The organism is Streptomyces sp. NPDC051776, from assembly GCF_040681345.1.
In the GTDB taxonomy this organism is placed as follows: domain Bacteria; phylum Actinomycetota; class Actinomycetes; order Streptomycetales; family Streptomycetaceae; genus Streptomyces.
Genome location: NZ_JBFAYQ010000018.1, coordinates 1 through 17333 on the forward strand (window position 1 = coordinate 1; position 17333 = coordinate 17333).

The 17333-nt window shown below is 70.5% G+C and carries 7 protein-coding genes, 1 tRNA gene and 1 pseudogene; 5 read left to right on the plus strand and 4 right to left on the minus strand.

Annotated features, from left to right (window positions below):
- Positions 1–129: 129 nt before the first annotated feature.
- Both AB0M26_RS16135 and AB0M26_RS16140 read left to right on the plus strand, forming a co-directional pair.
- Positions 130–1062 (plus strand): metallophosphoesterase, encoded by a 933-nt coding sequence (locus tag AB0M26_RS16135; protein ID WP_365260790.1) that lies wholly within the window; start codon positions 130–132, stop codon positions 1060–1062.
- A 176-nt stretch (positions 1063–1238) separates the two neighbouring features.
- Positions 1239–1312: transfer RNA gene (locus AB0M26_RS16140), tRNA-Pro, on the plus strand.
- 604 nt (positions 1313–1916) lie between these two features.
- Here the strand turns inward: AB0M26_RS16140 and AB0M26_RS16145 are convergent.
- A pseudogene (locus AB0M26_RS16145) lies at positions 1917–2360 on the minus strand (globin domain-containing protein); the annotation flags it as partial.
- A gap of 728 nt (positions 2361–3088) precedes the next feature.
- Between AB0M26_RS16145 and argG the strand changes: the two are divergent.
- From argG to AB0M26_RS16160, 3 genes are all read left to right on the plus strand, one after another.
- Entirely contained in the window at positions 3089–4519 is a 1431-nt protein-coding gene (gene argG / locus AB0M26_RS16150) for an argininosuccinate synthase (protein WP_365260793.1), read from the plus strand.
- Positions 4520–5071: 552 nt separating this feature from the next.
- The gene (locus tag AB0M26_RS16155; RefSeq protein ID WP_365260796.1) at positions 5072–9070 is read left to right on the plus strand and encodes an AAA family ATPase; all 3999 of its coding nucleotides are present in this window, start codon (positions 5072–5074) and stop codon (positions 9068–9070) included.
- A gap of 400 nt (positions 9071–9470) precedes the next feature.
- Positions 9471–9893 carry a VOC family protein gene (locus AB0M26_RS16160; protein ID WP_365260799.1) on the plus strand — a complete coding sequence of 141 codons (423 nt, stop codon included), beginning with the start codon at positions 9471–9473 and terminating at the stop codon, positions 9891–9893.
- Positions 9894–10198: 305 nt separating this feature from the next.
- Here AB0M26_RS16160 and dacB read toward each other — a convergent pair whose 3' ends face one another.
- From dacB to AB0M26_RS16175, 3 genes are all read right to left on the minus strand, one after another.
- A complete protein-coding gene (gene dacB / locus AB0M26_RS16165; protein ID WP_365260802.1) occupies positions 10199–11617 on the minus strand; it encodes a D-alanyl-D-alanine carboxypeptidase/D-alanyl-D-alanine-endopeptidase in 1419 nt (472 codons plus the stop codon).
- A 270-nt stretch (positions 11618–11887) separates the two neighbouring features.
- On the minus strand, positions 11888–14377 hold the full coding sequence (locus AB0M26_RS16170; RefSeq protein ID WP_365260804.1) for a SpoIIE family protein phosphatase: 2490 nt from the start codon (positions 14375–14377) through the stop codon (positions 11888–11890).
- A 216-nt stretch (positions 14378–14593) separates the two neighbouring features.
- The gene (locus tag AB0M26_RS16175) at positions 14594–17077 is read right to left on the minus strand and encodes a SpoIIE family protein phosphatase (protein WP_365260807.1); all 2484 of its coding nucleotides are present in this window, start codon (positions 17075–17077) and stop codon (positions 14594–14596) included.
- Positions 17078–17333 lie beyond the last annotated feature (256 nt).

Sequence of the window (17333 nt, forward strand, 5' to 3'; positions counted from 1 at the left end):
TAAGTTGCACCTGCGTCATGCATGACGATCTACAGGAACCCGCCCCGCTGCGGGAGCGGAGCCCACAGATTGATCACAACTGGATACGCCCCCTAACGGCCTCGGCGCGGGTCTGCCACGATGGATGCCATGCGCGCGCGATACGCAGTACCCCTGGGCATCACGGCAGTCGGCGCGGCCGGCATCGGATACGCGGCGGGAATCGAGGCCCGCTCCTTCCGGCTGCGCCGGGTCACGGTGCCCGTACTGGCTCCCGGCATGCGGCCGCTGCGCCTGCTCCACGTGTCCGACGTCCACATGGTGTGCGGCCAGGACAAGAAGCGGCGCTGGCTGCAGTCCCTCGCCGGTCTGCGCCCCGACTTCGTCGTGAACACCGGGGACAATCTCTCCGACAAGAACGGCGTGCCCGAGGTCCTGGACGCGCTCGGCCCGCTGCTGGAGTTCCCCGGGGCTTACGTCTTCGGCTCGAACGACTACTACGCGCCCAAGCTCCGCAATCCTGCCCGCTACCTGCTGGAGAAGGTCCGGGGACAGCACGGCCTCAACGGCAAGAACGACCCGGCGATCGGCGTCGAGCGCAACCCCTGGGAAGGGCTGCGGGACGCTTTCGACGCGGCGGGCTGGGTCGGGCTCAGTAACACCCGGAGCCGCCTCAAGCTGGGCGACGGCACCGAGATCGCCCTCACGGGACTGGACGACCCGCACATCAAACGCGACCGGTACGCGCGCGTGGCGGGTGGGCCGGAAGCGGACGCGGACCTGTCCCTGGCGGTCGTCCACGCCCCGTACTTGCGCGCCCTCGACGCCTTCGCCGCCGATGGCTACCCGCTGATCCTGGCGGGCCACACGCACGGCGGCCAGCTCTGCATCCCGTTCTACGGTGCCCTGGTCACGAACTGCGACCTGGACACGGACCGTGTGAAGGGCCTGTCGACGCACCGGGCGAAGGGCCGTACCTCCTACCTCCACGTGTCGGCGGGCTGCGGCGCCAACCGCTACACCCCGGTCCGCTTCGCCTGCCCCCCGGAGGCGACGCTGATGACCATGGTCGCGCGGGACTGACCACGGCTGGTGGCCGGGCGGTCCGGTGGGACGGCCGACCGGGTCGAAGACCGCTCGGACGGGTGAGTCGGGAGGAGGGTCGGGACGACGGCCGGGACCGGTCGTACGGCCCTGTGAGGCCCCGCTAACCGATTTCGTCTGCGGCAGAGGGTCGGCTACAGTAGTCCTCGTTGCTTCGGGGTGTGGCGCAGCTTGGCAGCGCGCTTCGTTCGGGACGAAGAGGTCGTGGGTTCAAATCCCGCCACCCCGACTGAAGAAACACCAAGTCAGGCCCGGTGCTGAGGGATCAGCACCGGGCCTGAGTCGTTGTCCGGGGCGCTCCTGGGAGCTGTCCGGGAGAAGATCTTGGCATTCCTCTCCTGGAGGGCCCTCTGTCGACGCGCTCTGGGACGCTTTCGCAAGAGGTCATTGGGCAGAGCAACCGGTGACTTGGGACACATGGCCGGGCCGCGTCAACGGGTGCCTCCCACTGGGCAGTGAGGTGAGGCAACAGCTCGCATTTCTGTGCATCCCCCTGGCGACAATGGCCGCGAAATGGCAGGGAGTTGGTCGGTCCCGGGGGTCTTTCAGACCCCAAGCCCGCGCGTCTTCGCTTCTTCGGCGTCGGCTGACTGTTCAGCTTCGCGCTTCGAGCGAAGCTGATGGAGTTCCCGTTGTCACCAGCGACGGTGCCGTACTTGCCTGTTGAGATCGCGTATCGGCCACGCCAGTATGTGCGCGGTCTTCCGCGAAGCCCATGCCTCCTCCCGTTTGCGCCCGGGCGGGACGACGCGGCAAAGGTGCCTGCCTCGCGGCTCGGAAGGGAATTCCGGGCTGTTCTGCGACTACCGGTGCCGGATGCCGCCCGGCCGCACGCCCGCTTCGTAGTAGGCGTACGTCTCCCGGGCTATGAGTGCACGGGCCATCAGCCAGTAGACCTCGTCCCAGGCAGCCGCCACCTCGGGGGTGACCGCGTCCCCCAGCACCTGGCCGATCGCTTCGAAGAGGTACTTGTGGACGAGGGTGTACTGGTCCTCGGTCACCCCGACGGCGGTGTGCTTGTGGGCAATCCGGGACAACAACGCGTCGGGATCGGCGTCGGGATCGGCAAGCAGGGCCGTTGCGAAGCCCGCGATGGAGCCCGCCAGGGCTCGCTGCTGAGCCCCGTTCGCCTGATGGTCGCGGTCGAACATGCCGTCGAGCAGTTCCGGGTGGTCCTGGAACATTGCTCTGTAGAAACGCGTGGTGATCTCGTTGAGCGCCCCCTTCACCGCGGGCAGCGTGGCCCGTACAACAGCGGCGGACTCTGCGGACAGCATGAAGCCTCCCCAGGGATAGAAGCAGAACCTGGATGGAATTCGGCTGGCGCCCGGGACAGCACAAGAACCTGTATAGCAACCTGGGGCGGAATGGGTACAGCAATCGGACATCACTGTTTTTGTCGGAAACGCTAACGCTGCCCCGGCAAATCCATGTTTGAACGCCCGGTAGTGGCTTGTTCACCCTCGGGCAGGGGCCTTGTCAGCAGATCCTCGCCATCACGCAATGGCCGAGGAAGGGCCCGGCCGGCCCCTTTCCTCTCTCCGTTCGCTGAGCAATTCCAGGTTCTTGTAAGCAGCTTCGGGCATCGCGGGGAGGCTCCCGGGCACTATCGTGGCTGAACTCGCGGTAAAGCTGGGCGAGTTTCACCTCGATTGCCTTGCAGGACTCGGCACACCGCCTTTCGTCCGCAGCCGTTTCCGCGCATCACGGAACGAGAACGGCATCGGAGCCGCTCGCTGGAGATTTCGGCCCCCGGCACGGCACTTGGATCCGGGCGCGGGCATCGGTCGAGCACCCGGCGCTCCCGCGCCGTGACCCAACTGCCGCATCGGCCGGAGACTCGCCCCACGTCGGTACTGACGCGACGGCAACGCCGCGGATACCGCATGGCCATGCAGTGGCTTTGAGAGCTGCCACTCTCGGCCCACTGGCGGATCTGACCATCGAACGCCTGACAGGGCCCAGAAGTACGGTCATGGAGAGGGACGCCCGCTACAGTGAATACATGTCGAAAGTTCTGCATAAGCTTCCAGTAGGTGAGCGCGTCGGCATTGCCTTCTCCGGCGGGCTGGACACCTCGGTCGCGGTGGCGTGGATGCGCGAGCGCGGTGCGCTGGCCTACGCCTACACCGCCGACGTCGGCCAGTACGACGAGCCGGACCTGACGGACGTACCGGAGCGCGGCCTCGCCTACGGGGCGGAGCGCGCCCGGCTGATCGACTGCCGCGGCGCGCTGGTCGAGGAGGGCCTTGCCGCATTGGCCTGCGGCGCCTTCCACATTCGTTCCGCCGGGCAGGCGTACTTCAACACCACCCCGCTGGCCCGTGCGGTGGTGGGCACGTTGCTGGTGCGGGCGATGCGCGAGGACGACGTGTCCATCTGGGGCGACGGCTCCACCTACAAGGGCAACGACATCGAGCGCTTCTACCGCTACGGCCTGTTGGCCAACCCGGGGCTGCGCATCTACAAGCCCTGGCTGGACCAGGCGTTCGTGGCGGAGCTCGGCGGCCGGCACGAGATGTCCGCCTGGCTGGCGGAGCGCGATCTGCCCTACCGCGACTCCGCCGAGAAGGCGTATTCCACGGATGCGAACATCTGGGGCGCCACGCATGAGGCCAAGCGGCTCGAACACCTCGACACCCCACTGGAGATCGTCACTCCGATCATGGGCGTCCCGTTCTGGGACCCGGCGATCGACATCCCGGCCGAGGACGTCACCATCGACTTCGAGGAAGGACGTCCCGTACGGATCAACGGGCGGGCGTTCTCCTCCGACGTCGAGCTGGTGCGCGAGGCCAACGCCATCGGCGGCCGGCACGGCCTCGGCATGTCGGACCAGATCGAGAACCGCATCATCGAGGCCAAGAGCCGAGGCGTCTACGAGGCCCCCGGCATGGCCCTGTTGCACGTGGCCTACGAGCGCCTGCTCAACGCCATCCACAACGAGGACACCGTGGCGATGTACCACGTGGAGGGGCGCCGCCTGGGGCGGCTGCTCTATGAGGGGCGCTGGTTCGACCCGCAGGCGCTGATGCTCCGGGAGTCCCTGCAGCGCTGGGTGGGCTACCCGGTCACCGGCGGTGTCACGGTGCGCCTGCGCCGCGGGTGGGACTACACCATCCTGGACACCCGTGGGCCGCAGTTGAGTTACCACCCCGACAAGCTGTCCATGGAGCGCAGCCAGAACCAGGCGTTCGTCCCGGATGACCGCATCGGCCAGCTGACCTTGCGCAACCTCGACATCGCGGACTCGCGCGCCAAGCTCGAGCTGTACGCACGAGGGGGTCATGGCCGGCACACCGCGTGGGGCGGGCTCCTGGGCGAACTGCCGCAGGGCGGGGCAACGGCCATCGCCGCGGGGAGTGTTGAGAGCGAGGCCGTGCCGGTGGAGTCCGATGCCCTCGACCACGCGGCGATCGAGTCCGGCACGGACTGACTTCATGTCAGTCGGTGTGCACCATCCAGACCCACCGTCGACGCCGCGCGGCCGTGTCGAGGTGAGCGACGGCGCCGCGCGCACATCCGGCCGACGGCGGCTCCAGCTGCTGGTCACCGATTGCCCGCCTCCGCCCGCCGCATCGTTCGGCACCGGTCCCTCCCCTCGTGGGGACCGGTGCCGAGCGATGCGGGCGTGTCGATCCGCGCCGTACGGCGGGGACCGAAGTGGGCCGGACCCGTGGTCGATGCGATGGCGGTCCGGTGGGACCTCGCTCCACGGATCTCTCGCGCTCACGCACCGGGACCGCCGCCACCGTCTCGTGGATCCAGCGGAAGCCGACCGGGCTCGTGCGGCGTCATGCGTTGTCTCTCCATGCGCTGAGCTTGTGGCCGGCCGGGCGGGGCGCGGTTGATGCGCTGTTGCGTCATGATCCTGCCACCAGGAGCTCCCGCCGAGGAGGTTCCGGCCCCGGGTCAACGTCTAAGCCGCAGGTCAGCCGTATAGAGTGAGTTTTCCGGTCCGGACGTCCAGACGCGGGGGAAGTAAGGGGTGGAGACCTTGAGTTCCGACTCAGGGGCACGCACAGCCTTCGCGGAACGGCTCGCGCTGCTGTACAAGGAGGCCGGTAATCCTCCCCTCAAGCGCGTGGCCGAGGGGGTCGTCCAGCTTCAGAAGGTCGACGAACGAGGGCGGCCCGTACGGGTGTCCGCACAGCGGATCAGCGACTGGCGACGGGCCAAGAACGTACCTGCCCAGTTCACCGCCCTCGCGGCGGTCCTGCACATCCTGATCCCCCATGCACGGCGCCTCCGGCCCGCTCCGGTGGCCACGGGGCTGTACGACCTGGCCCAGTGGCAGCGCCTGTGGGAGCGCGCGGTGGCCGACCCGGTGGGCGACCGCACGGCTGCATCCACGGAAGAGGAGGAGGGTCTCCCGGTCGAAGCACCGGCAGTCCCCGGTGGGGTCTGCCCGTACCGGGGGCTGTCTCCGTACCGTCAGCGGGACGCCGGGTGGTTCTTCGGCCGGGAGCGGAGCACGGAAGCCCTGGTCGCTCAGCTCCGCGAAGTGGAGAAGACGGGTGGCCTGGTCATGCTCGTGGGGGCCTCGGGGGCGGGAAAGTCCTCCCTGCTGAACGCCGGCCTGGTGCCCGCATTGCGGGGCGGCGCACCGGGTGAGGAGGACAACCGGGCGAGAGAGGTGCTGCAACTCGTACCGGGAGGCGATCCTCTCGCGGAGCTGACCCGCCGGATCCCCGAACTCGCGGACGTGGTCTCCGCCGCTGAGGGGCCGGTCGAGGCCGGTCGATTCGCGCACCGGGTGAGGCAGGCGGTCACGGCATGGTCACACCGTCGGGCCTCCTCCCCCGCCCGTCCGGTCGTCATCGTGGATCAGTTCGAGGAGGCGTTCACGCTCGGCTCCGACGAGGCGACCAGGCGCACCTTCGTCCAGCTCCTCCACGCCGCGTGCACACCCGCCGCCCCGGGGGACCCGGCACCCGTACTCGTCGTCCTCGGCATACGCGCCGACTTCTACGATCAGTGCCTCCCGTATCCCGAACTGGCCGACGCGCTGCAGCACCGGCACATGGTCCTCGGACCGCTGACCACAACGGAGTTGAGGGAGGCGGTGACCGGCCCGGCGAAGGCCGTGGGCCTGGAACTCGAACCGGGCCTGGCGGAGCTGATCGTCCGCGAAGTGACCGCCGACGGCCCACGCGGGGCGCACGACGCGGGGGTGCTGCCGCTGCTCTCCCACGCCCTGCTCGCCACCTGGCAGCGGCGGAAGGGCGGGCGGCTGACCCTGGCCGGCTACCGTGCGGCGGGCGGAATCCAGGGAGCGGTTGCGGCGACCGCCGAGCGGGCCTGGTCCAGCCTCGACCCGGGAGCGCGCACAGCCGCGAGACTGCTCCTGCTCAGGCTGGTCCGGCTGGGCGAGGACACCCAGACCACCCGTCGGCGGGGGACGAGGCGTCAACTGGCGGAGGAGTCGAACGATCCCGACAAGACGGAGCAGTCGCTCGAAGCACTGGTTCGCGCCCGATTGGTGACACTCGACGCGGAGACTGTGGAGATCACCCATGAAGCGCTGCTGCACGCCTGGCCACGCCTGCGCGACTGGATCGACGAGGACAGGAACGACAACCTGCTGCGGCAGCGGCTGGAGGACGACGGCAGGGCATGGGAGGGCTCGAATCGCGATTCGTCGCTCCTCTACCGGGGTTCCCGCCTGGAACAGGCCCACGGCTGGGCACAGTCGGCGGGTAACACCTTTCTGACCCGGAGCGCGGTGGAGTTCCTGGCCGCTTCGGTCAGGCTTCGCAAGCGCACCGTGTGGATCAGCCGCGGTGCCGTGTCGGCTCTGGTCGTCCTGGCGATGCTGGCCGTCGGTTCGGCGGTGGTCGCGTGGCAGCAGCGGGACGACGCCGTGTTCGAGCAGGTGCTCGCAGAAGCCGATCGCGTCCAGCACACGGATCCGTCGTTGTCCGCTCAACTCGACCTGGTGGCACACGGCTTGCGGCCGGACGACGAAGGCACGAACAACCGGCTGGTGTCGATCGTCAACGCGCCGCTCGCCACGCCGCTTCTCGGCCACTCCGGCGCCGTCTACCTCACCTCCTTCAGCCCCGACGGCCGGATCCTGGCCACGGCCAGCTACGACCGGACCGTCCGGCTCTGGGACGTGTCACACCCGTCCCGCCCCGAAGCGCTGGGCAAACCCCTCACGGGTCATACGAGTTGGGTGAGCACCGCAGTCTTCGGTCCGGACGGCCGCACCCTCGCCACCGCTTCGGACGACGGCACGATCCGGCTGTGGGACGTGCGGGATCCACACCGCCCACGCCCGCTCGGCTCCCCTTTGACCGGCCATGACGGCACCATCTACTTGCTCGCCTTCAGCCCGGACGGACACACTCTGGCCTCCGCCACCGAGGACAGGACCGTCCGCCTGTGGGACGTACGCGACCCTGCTCGGCCGAGGGCGCTCGGCGGTCTGACCGGCCACCGTGCAGACGTGCGCTGCGTGGCGTTCAGCCCCGACGGACGGACACTGGCAACCGGTGGCGACGACGACACGATCAGGCTGTGGGACATGACCGATCGGCGTCACCCTGCGCCGATCGGCACCGTGCTCACCGGCCACAAGGACACGGTGCACTCCGTGGCGTTCAGCCCAGACGGCCGCACCCTCGCCAGCGGCAGCGCGGACGACACCATCCAGCTCTGGAACGTGGCCTCGCCACGTCGCGCGAGACCGCTCGGCGCGCCGCTCACCGGCCACACCGGTCCCGTGTGGTCGGTGGCCTTCAGCCCCGACGGAACCATGCTCGCCGCCGCCAGCGCGGACAGCACGGCGAGCCTGTGGAACGTCAGCGATCCGGCATACGCGTCGCAGGTCGGCGAGCCACTCGCGGGGAGCGGCGGCGAGATGTACGCCCTGGGCTTCAGCCCTGACGGCCGGACCCTCGCCACCGGGAGCGGGGACAACAAGGTCCGCCTGTGGTCGATCCCGACTTCGGACATGATCGGGCGGATCGGAGCGTTCCGCCCCGATGGGCGGGTACTCGCCACGGCCGCCCGCGACGGAAGGATCCGGTTGTGGAACGTGAGCACTCCCAACCGGCCTGTGTCGCTGGGCGAGCCGTTCACCCCTGGGGCGGGCGAGGTGCGTGCGCCGGCTTTCTCCCCCGACGGCCGCACGCTCGCGGTGCTGACCGGAAGTCGAGCGGTGCAGCTGTGGAACGTCACCGACCCGGCCCGGCCCGTCGCCCACGGCGCGCCCGTCCCGCTGCGGACACGGTTCGCGGCTGCGCTGGCCTTCAGCCCGGACGGACATACGCTGGCAACGGCCTACGACGACCGCACCATTCAGTTGTGGGACGTCAGCGACCCCTCCCGCCTTCGAAGGCTCGGCGCGCCCCTGACCGGCCACAAGGGATACGTCAACGCCCTCGTATTCAGCCCGGGCGGCCGCACCCTGGCCAGCGGCAGCGCCGACGGCTCCGTCCGGCTCTGGAACGTGGCCGACCCGCGTCATGCGGCCGGGCTCGGCGCACCTCTCAAGGGGCATCTGGGCCCCGTCAACACGCTGGCCTACAGCCCGGACGGCCATACGTTGGCCAGCGGCAGCGACGACAACACGGTCCGGCTCTGGAACGTCACCGACTCCCCCGGGGCAACGCGGCTGGGCTCCCCTCTCACCGGCCATACCGACGCCATCGTGTCGCTGACGTTCAGCCAGGACGGCCGCACCCTGGCGAGCGGCGGCAACGACAACACGGTCCGGCTCTGGAACGTCAGCCGCCCGTCCAAGGCCGCTCCCATCGGCCAATCGATGAGCCCCAACGCCAAGACGGGCAACTTCCTGTCCTTCAGTCCCGACAGCGACATGCTCGGAGTGTCGAGCGGCACCGATACCGTCCGGCTGTGGAATTTGGACGTCGACGCGGCGGTTCGCCGTATCTGCTCCATCACGCGAGGCGTTCTCACACCGGAGAAGTGGCACGAATACCTGCCCCGTCTTTCGTACGAGCCTCCATGCGACCGTTAGCGGAGCGGGGCCACGCTGCGTGATCCCGATCACAACTCCCTGTTGCAGCTGATCAGTTGTCCCGGTCGCCCGGGCAGCTTGTTAGGCTTGGCGGAAGCCCGATCGTTGGTGCATCCCCCGTCGCCAACGGTCGGGCATTCTCATGGCCGGGGCCGTCCGGGCCGCCGGCTCGCGCTTCCGCGTACGGCGGGAACGGACGCACATGCGGGGTGGTGCTCCTCGGCGTGCATCCGACGCGGTCCCGAGCTTGCATCCGACGCGGTCCTCGCCGGTGGACGGCCCGGGGCCGGAGCGGGCGTGCTCCCGCGCGGTTCTCAGCAATTGTCGGTACCGGGTGACACAGTCGTCCCGTGGGCCGCGGAACCGACCGAGCCGGGTCATCACAGGAGAAGAGGCCAGCATGGAGTACACGCTCGAGGTCCTGTCCGTCCCCGTCACGGATGTCGACCGGGCCAAGGAGTTCTACGCAGACAAGTGTGGCTTTCATGTCGACCTCGACACCGAGGTGGCGCCGGGGGTCCGCATCGTGCAGATCACCCCGCCGGGGTCGCGGTGCTCTATCGCGTTGGAGCAGGGCATGCCGCCCTCCCCGTCGCAGCGGGCCATGAAGCCGGGCACGCTGCACGGCGTGCAGGTCTGCGTGACCGACATCACCGCGGCCCACGAGGAGTTGTCCGGGCGCGGCGTCGACATCAGCCCGGTGCAGCACGTGGGTCCCTCGGGCTGGGAGGAGGGCAAGGGCGAGACGTGGAACTCGTTCGCCTTCTTCACCGACCCGGACGGCAACGGCTGGGTGCTTCAGGAGGCGCCGTCGCCGCTGTGAGAGCGCTAGGGCCGCGGAGTTCGGCCCAATGGACCAACGCGCCGGAGGGCCGGCAGAACAACAGCTGCAGCAACCCCAGCAACCTGGACCTGGATCTGGATCTGGACCTCTCCGGGTCCCGAAACACGCCCCACTGCCTCGCTGTTGACGCCTCGCGCAACATTGGATCGGTCAACCGGTAAGCAGGAGCCACCACCGGTCCTACTCCCCGCCGAACGAGCCGGCCCCCGGGGACCAGGGTCACGCCCCTCGTCCCCGGGCCCGGTTCGTACTCGGGGATCGGCGTATCCCGCAAGGGGATCGCTCTACGACCAGCAGCCGTTCACCGTCGCCGCCAGTCCGTCCATCGCGTCCTTGATGGCGGCCGGGTCGGCCGTGGAGTCGTTCTCCACGAACGAGAAGACCTTCCACCGGCCGTCTTCACTCTTGGTGAGGCCGCTGAGCGCGATACCGCCGGTCAGCGTCCCCGTCTTGGCGCTGACCTCGCCGACCGCGCACTGCGAGTGGGCGTCGTCGAAGCGGCCCCATTCGGGGCCGAGGGTGCTGCCCGCCTCGCCCGCGACCGGCAGGCCGTCCCGGACCGGTCCGAGCCTGTACGCGTGGCGGGGGTCGGTCGCCAGATCGAGGATGCGGGCGATGGTGACGGCTGGTATGCGGTCGGCGCGGGAGAGGCCGCTGCCGTCGAACTGCTCGAAGCCGTCGAGCGGGACGCCGTACCGCTCGGCCAGGATCTCGCGGACGGCCGCCGTGCCGCCTTCGAAGGTCGCCGGGCGACCGGTGGCGAGGGCCGTCATGCGGAACAGGGTCTCGGCGATGTTGTTGTCGCTCTTCTTGAGCATCCGGTGGACGGTCTCGGACAGCTTCGGCGAACGGTGCCGGGCCACCGGGACATCGGTCGGGCGGCTCTGCCCGCGCGTGACCTCGCCGTCGACGGTGACGCCCTGGTCGGCGAGCCGGTCGGCGAAGACCTTCCCCGCGTCGACGGAGGTGTCCATGACCGCGTGTCCGTCGACGACGAGTGGGCGGACGGGGGCGACGTCCTCCGGGAAGTACCCGTCGTTCCAGCCGTTGGCCAGGGACGGTTCCGGGAAGAGGCCGTCGTCGACTCGTACCTTGACGGTGCCGACACCCGCGTGGGACAGGCCCGCGGCGGCGGTCCTGGCCAGTTCGGCCACATCGTCACCGGTCAGCAGCCGGTCCCCGCCGCCCACGAGTGTCAGCGTGCCGTCGCCGTATACGACCCTCGTCGTGAACCGGTGGTCCGGGCCCATCGCGCCGAGGGCGGCCGTGGCGGTGGCCAGCTTGGCGTTGGAGGCGGGCATCAGCGCTCTCCCGGCGTTGTGCCCCCATATGACCTTGTCGGACTCGGCGTCCATGACGAATCCGCCGATGTTCGTGCCCAGGCGCGGGTCGTTGACACGGGAGTCGAGGTTTTCGGAGATCTCCTCGTCCGGGCTGCCGCTGTCCGCGTCGGGGGCGTCTGCGGCCGTCGCGACGGTGGCCCGGTCCGCCGCGAACGCCGACCCCGCGGCCGTGGCACCGACGGTGCCGGCGACCGGAACGGTGACGGCAAGGACGAGCGCGCGCCGAGCGGCCAGGCTCAGCGGAGCGGTCCGCGTTCCGTTCTTCCTTCTGTGTCGCGGTCCACGACTCTGGGGGCCGTGACTCTGCGGGGCGGCGGCGGGTGCGGGCGCCGGTGGAGGGATGGGCGATGCGTGGTCCATACGGGGACGTGCTCCACGGGGTGAGGTGGCGGGCGGCGGCGGTCACACTCGGTGCGACCACGACGGCCCTACGCGCCGTGGGGCAAGGCCGGTTCATCGTCGGGCGCACAGCGGCCAATCCTGCCACCCGCCGGTGCCGGGAAAACCCTCGGACCCTTCAGGGTACGCGGCAACGGCCGGGCAGTGCGGCCAAGTCGGGGCGGCGCGGCCTGGCGCCCTGCCTGAGGCCCGGCACGGCGCCCTGCCTGAGGCCCGGCCTGGGGCACGGCCTCAGAAGGTCTCTCCCGCACCGTCCCCGTTCTCCCCGTACCACGCGCCCAGTTCGCCCGTGGCGGTCTCGCCGCCCTCGGGGAGCGGCTGTTCGCACCAGATGGTCTTGCCGCCCGGGCTCGGGCGCGTGCCCCAGCGGCGGGTGAGCTGGACGACGAGCAGCAGGCCGCGTCCGCCCTCGTCCAGGGCCGGGGCGCGGCGCAGATGCGGGGCCGTGCTGCTGCCGTCGGAGACTTCGCAGATCAGGCTGGACTCCTTGATCAGCCGGAGCTGGATCGGTGGGGACCCGTAGCGCAGGGCGTTGGTGACCAGTTCGCTCACCACCAGCTCCGTGACGAAGCCGGCCTCCTCCAGCCCCCACAGCGCCAGCCGTTCGAGCGCCCACGTACGCGTCTCGGCAAGAGCGGCCGGGTCCATGGGCACGTCCTTGACGGCGACGCGGTCCGCGTGCAGGGCATGGGTGCGGGCCACCAGCAGGGCCGCGTCGTCGGCGGCCCGGTCGGGGATCATCGCCTCGATCACGGTGTCGCACATGGAGTCGAGCGAGTTAGAGGGCTTGGCGAGGACGGTACGCAAATGGTCCAGCCCCTCGTCGAGATCGCCGGCGCGCGAGCCGAGAAGGCCGTCGGTGTACAGGGCGAGCACGCTGTCCTCGGGGAGTTCCATCTCCCGCGATTCGAAGGGCAGTCCGCCGAGTCCGAGCGGCGGTCCGGGCGTAACGGGGACGAAGTCGACCTGGCCGTCCGGGGCGAGGACGGCGGGGGGCGGATGCCCGGCGGAGGCGAAGGAGAACATGCGGGTGACGGGGTCGTAGATCGCGTACAGGCACGTGGCCCAGTGCCCCGAGATCTGCGCGTCGACCGATTCGGCGCCGGACTCGGCGTCCTCCCCGGCCCCGAGGTGGGTGACGAGGTCGTCCAGGTGCGTGAGCAACTCGTCGGGCGGCAGGTCCACATCGGCGAGGGTGCGTACCGCCGTGCGCAAGCGCCCCATGGTGGCGGAGGCGTGGAGTCCGTGTCCGGCCACATCACCGACGGCCAGGGCCACGCGGGCTCCCGAGAGCGGGATGACGTCGAACCAGTCGCCGCCGACACCGAATTGGGAGTCGGCGGGCAGATAGCGGAAGGCGATGTCCAGCGCGGGCTGCCGGGGGAGCTCCTGCGGGAGCAGGCTGCGCTGGAGCGCGAGGGCGGTGGTGTGCTCGCGGGTGTAACGGCGGGCGTTGTCCAGGCAGATGCCGGCCCGCCGGACCAGGTCCTCGGCGAGGACCGCGTCGTCCTCTCCGAAGGGCTCCTTGCTTCCCGAGCGGATGAACATCGTCACACCCAGAGTGACGCCGCGTGCGCGGATGGGGGCCAGCATGAACGAGTGGAAGCCGTACCGTCGGGCGCTCTTTGCCCGCGCCGGATCGTCCTCGAACCACTGGACGACGCTGGGGTCCGTCACCTGGAGGACGACCGGGCGCCGCGCGGTCAGACTGCGGACGGGGGGCGCGCGGTACGGGTAGACGTCGACGTAGCCGACGTCGACCACCGACTCGGGGGCGCCCTCGTTGACGGAGCGGTGGGCGACGCGGCGCAGTTCCGCACCGCCGGTGGGCGGTCCCGGCTCATCGCCGTGGAGGAAGGGTTCGAGCAGGTCGACACTGGCGAAGTCGGCGACGCCGGGGACGGCGATGTCGGCGAGTTCCTGTGCGGTCCTGGCCACGTCGAGGGTGCTGCCGATACGGAGGCTGGCCTCGTTCAGGACGGCCAGCCGTTCCCGGGCGAAGTGCTGTGCGGTGACGTCGCCGACCGTGGCGCAGACGCCGAGGACACGCCCCGCGCGGTCCCGCAGCAGCGACGCGTCGGCCGAGAACACGTGGTCCTGGTCCGGGTCGGCGGGAGTGCGTCCGCGGATCCGGAAGCCGACGACCGATTCGCCGGTCCCCATCACCTCGCGCATGCGGTTCTCCCAAGCCAGGGTGTCGGGTCCGGTGAGGAAGTCGTCCACGCGGGCCCCCATGCGTTGCTCCTGCGTCACGCCCATCACCCGGCTCATCGCCTCGTTCTGACGCACGCAGCGCAGGTCCGTGTCGTAGACGGTCAGGGCGACCGGTGATTCGGTGAACAGCCAGTCCAGCAGGGCGTGTTCGTCCACCGGGGTGCCGCCTCCGGGGTGACCCAGCGTCAGGATCCGTTCGGTGCCGGCGCCATGTCGCGTGAAGTCGCTGACGCGCACCGGGAGACGCAGACGGCGGCCGTCCTCGTGGCGCATGGTGAGCTCACCGCGCCATCCGTCGCGGACCGCGGAGAACGAGGGGGAGGCGCTGGATGCGAGGAGGCCGGAAAGCGGACGGCCCATGACGGCGGCGGGGGCGTAGCCGAGGAGCCGGTGGGCGGCGGGGCTCCATCCGGTCACGATGCCGCGGCGGTCGATCATGATCGCGGCGTGGTGGGAGCCGGGGAGGCTGGGGAGCCGGTCGCGCGGTGTGGCATCGTCGGCGTCCATGTGCCAGCCCTCACTCGGCGGAATGGCCTGAATTCTCCGCTCGGTCTCTGGTCGACGGTTGATTCCTGTACCACGGTGATTCCCGCTCAGAACAGAACAAATCCGCCTATATCACCCTCGCTGGCCGTGGCGGTATGCGGAGCCGGTCCCACGGCCCGGTGACCCGGCCGGGTCCCTCGGCCGGGTCACCGCGGGATCATGGGGACACCAGCGCCGTCACGGCGCCGTACTCGTGAGGAGCAGGGCGATGTCGTCGGCGCGATAGGCGGAGCGGCGGGCCCCGACGAGCAGCCGGTCCGCCAGTTCGTCGAGCGAATCCGCACGGGCATGGGCCAGGGACGCCCGGAGCCGGTCCACCCCGAGATCGATGTCCGCGCCGCGCTCCTCCACCAGACCATCCGTGTAGAGGGCGAGAACCGAGCCGGGCGGAAGGCTGATCAGGGTCTCCGGATAGCCGCTCGCCCGGTCGACGCCGAGGAGCGGCCCGACCTCCAGATCCAGGACGTCGGCCGTCCCTTCGGGATGGCGCAGGAGCGGCGGGGGGTGACCGGCCCGTACGGCGTACGCATGGTGCTTGCCGGGTTCGAGACGGACGTAGCAGCAACTGGCGAGGAGGCCCGGGTCGAGGTCGATCAGGGTCTGGTTGGCACCGGCCACCACGTCGCCCGGCGTGTGCCCGACCGCGGTGAACGCCCGTACGGCGCTGCGGAGCTGGGCCATGGTGGCCGCGGCGCTGACGCTGTGCCCCTCCACATCCCCGACGACCAGGGACACCGCGCTCCCGGCGGGAATGACGTCGTACCAGTCGCCGCCGATCTCCATACCGCTCGTGCCGGGCAGGTACCGGGCGGTGCTGCTGAGGCCGGGAAGAACGGGCAGGCTGTGCGGCAGCAGCGCCTGCTGCAGACCGCGGGCGAGGGCGAACTCCGCATCGTAGAGACGGGCCCGTTCCAGGGCCTGCGCGATCAGACCGGCGAGGGCGGTGAGCACGCTCCGGTCTGTCGTCCCGAAACGGTGGGGCTCGTCGAAGCCGAGCACACACGTACCGACGGGGCGGCTGGAGGCGATGAGCGGCAGATACGCCCAGGAACCCACCTCGCCGGCGGGCACGCCCGGATAGATCTGCGCGAGGTCCTTCTGCGACTCGAGGAACAGCGGGACCCCCGAGGTCAACGCCTCCGTCCCGGGCAGATGCGCCTGGAGCCGCTCACCCTCCAGCCATTCCAGGAAGTCCTTGTGGCGGCCGGCCCTGCAGAGCAGGTGCATCTTGCCCTCCCGGGCCACGAAGACCGCAAGCTCCTGGCCGCCGAACGCCGGGAGCAACTGCTCGGCGACGGCCGTACAGACCTCCCGTACGGTGACGGCTTCGGTGAGTGCACTCCCGAGCTGCAATACGTGGTACATCACGCCCAGCCGCGCCGGTGCGGTGACGGCGGGGGCGGTCGCCGCGGCCGCCGTCTCCGCCGACGCGGCGGGTGCCGTCGCGGCCGCCGGCAGCCGCCCCACGGGGACGGCCCGGCCCGTCACCCCGTTCGCGTCGGGGTGGAAGGAGAAGGCGATCCACTGGTCGGGCGGACGGCGGGCCAGGAACGAGGCAGGCTGCTGGGTGACCATCGCGGAGCGGTGACGGAACTCGAAGGCGGGGTCGGACAGCCACGGCAGGACGTCCCACAGGCTCCGGCCGAGCAGGTCCTCGACCCCGACGCCGAGCAGATTGACAAGGCTCGGGTTGGCGTAAGTGACCCGGCCGTCCGGGGTGAGCGAGAAGAGCCCGTCCCGCAACCGCTCGACGGCCGCGACGGCGGCGGTCCCGACCCTCGCGTCGACGATCGCCCCCACCACATGGGCACGCCCGCCCGCGTCGGGCGGATCCGGTGTACGGCCCCACAGCTCGATGACCCGGTACGTCTCGCCCCCGGGGCCGCCGCCTCCGGTGTCCCGGACGCGCAGGCGCTGCGCGACGACCCGGCCCTCGGCCGCGGCCCTGCGGCCCGCGGCACGGAAGGCGGCCAGGTCGCCGGGGTGGAGGTGGGCGGAGAGGGTGTCGAGGCGTCCGTCGAAGGACGCGGGGTCGATACCGAAGATGGAGCAGAGCTCTTCGTCCGCCACGAGAGTTCCCTTTGCGAGGTCCCAGTCGAAGATGCCGACCCGGACCGCGGGCGCCGAGACCGCGGGAGCCTCGACAGGGGTCGTCGACGCGTCGCACTCGACGGGATCTCCCGTACGGTCGCTCAGTTCGGCGAGGGAGACCCCGAGCCGGAAGGCGATGGTGCGCAGCTGGCGGCGCCGGACCTTGGGGAGACCCCGGCTGCCATTCGGAGCCGACCAGACGACCGCCATCGCGCCGAAGGTCTCCTCGTCCGTGCCCACGGGCACCGAGCACGAACCGAACGCGTACGGCAGGGCCACCGCCAGCTGCGGATAGCGGCGCATCGTCTCGTCGCCGTCGGCCAGGTGGATCGTGCGGCGGGAACTGTAGGCGGCGGCAACGGGGATGGGGCTGCCGACCGCGATGAGGTGCCAGCCCCCGAGCTGGGACGGCGGCATCCCGCAGGTGGCGGCCAGCACGATCGAGCGGCGGTCCCGCGAGCGCAGGAAGATGCTGCCGGAGTACGCACCGGACACCTCCACAGCCCTCACGACGGCCGTGGACAGCAGGTCCTCGCGCTCACCGGCCCCGCTGACGATCGCACCGGTCATACACCCAGTGTGCGCGGCCCGGCCCGTACTGCCCAGCACTCCCGAGACCTGGCAGGACATCACGCGGCAGATCGGAGGGCGCGGGGCGTGGGCCGGGGAGTTCGCGGGAAGGAAAACCCGCGTCGCACGGGTGATCACGAGCGCCTGGGACCCATTGCGGACGGTGCCGCCGGGGAGACAGCCGGGTGGGGCGAGTCGACGAGTGAAGGCGGGCCGACGAGCAGGGGACGGGCCGAGGAATGAAAGCGGGCCGACG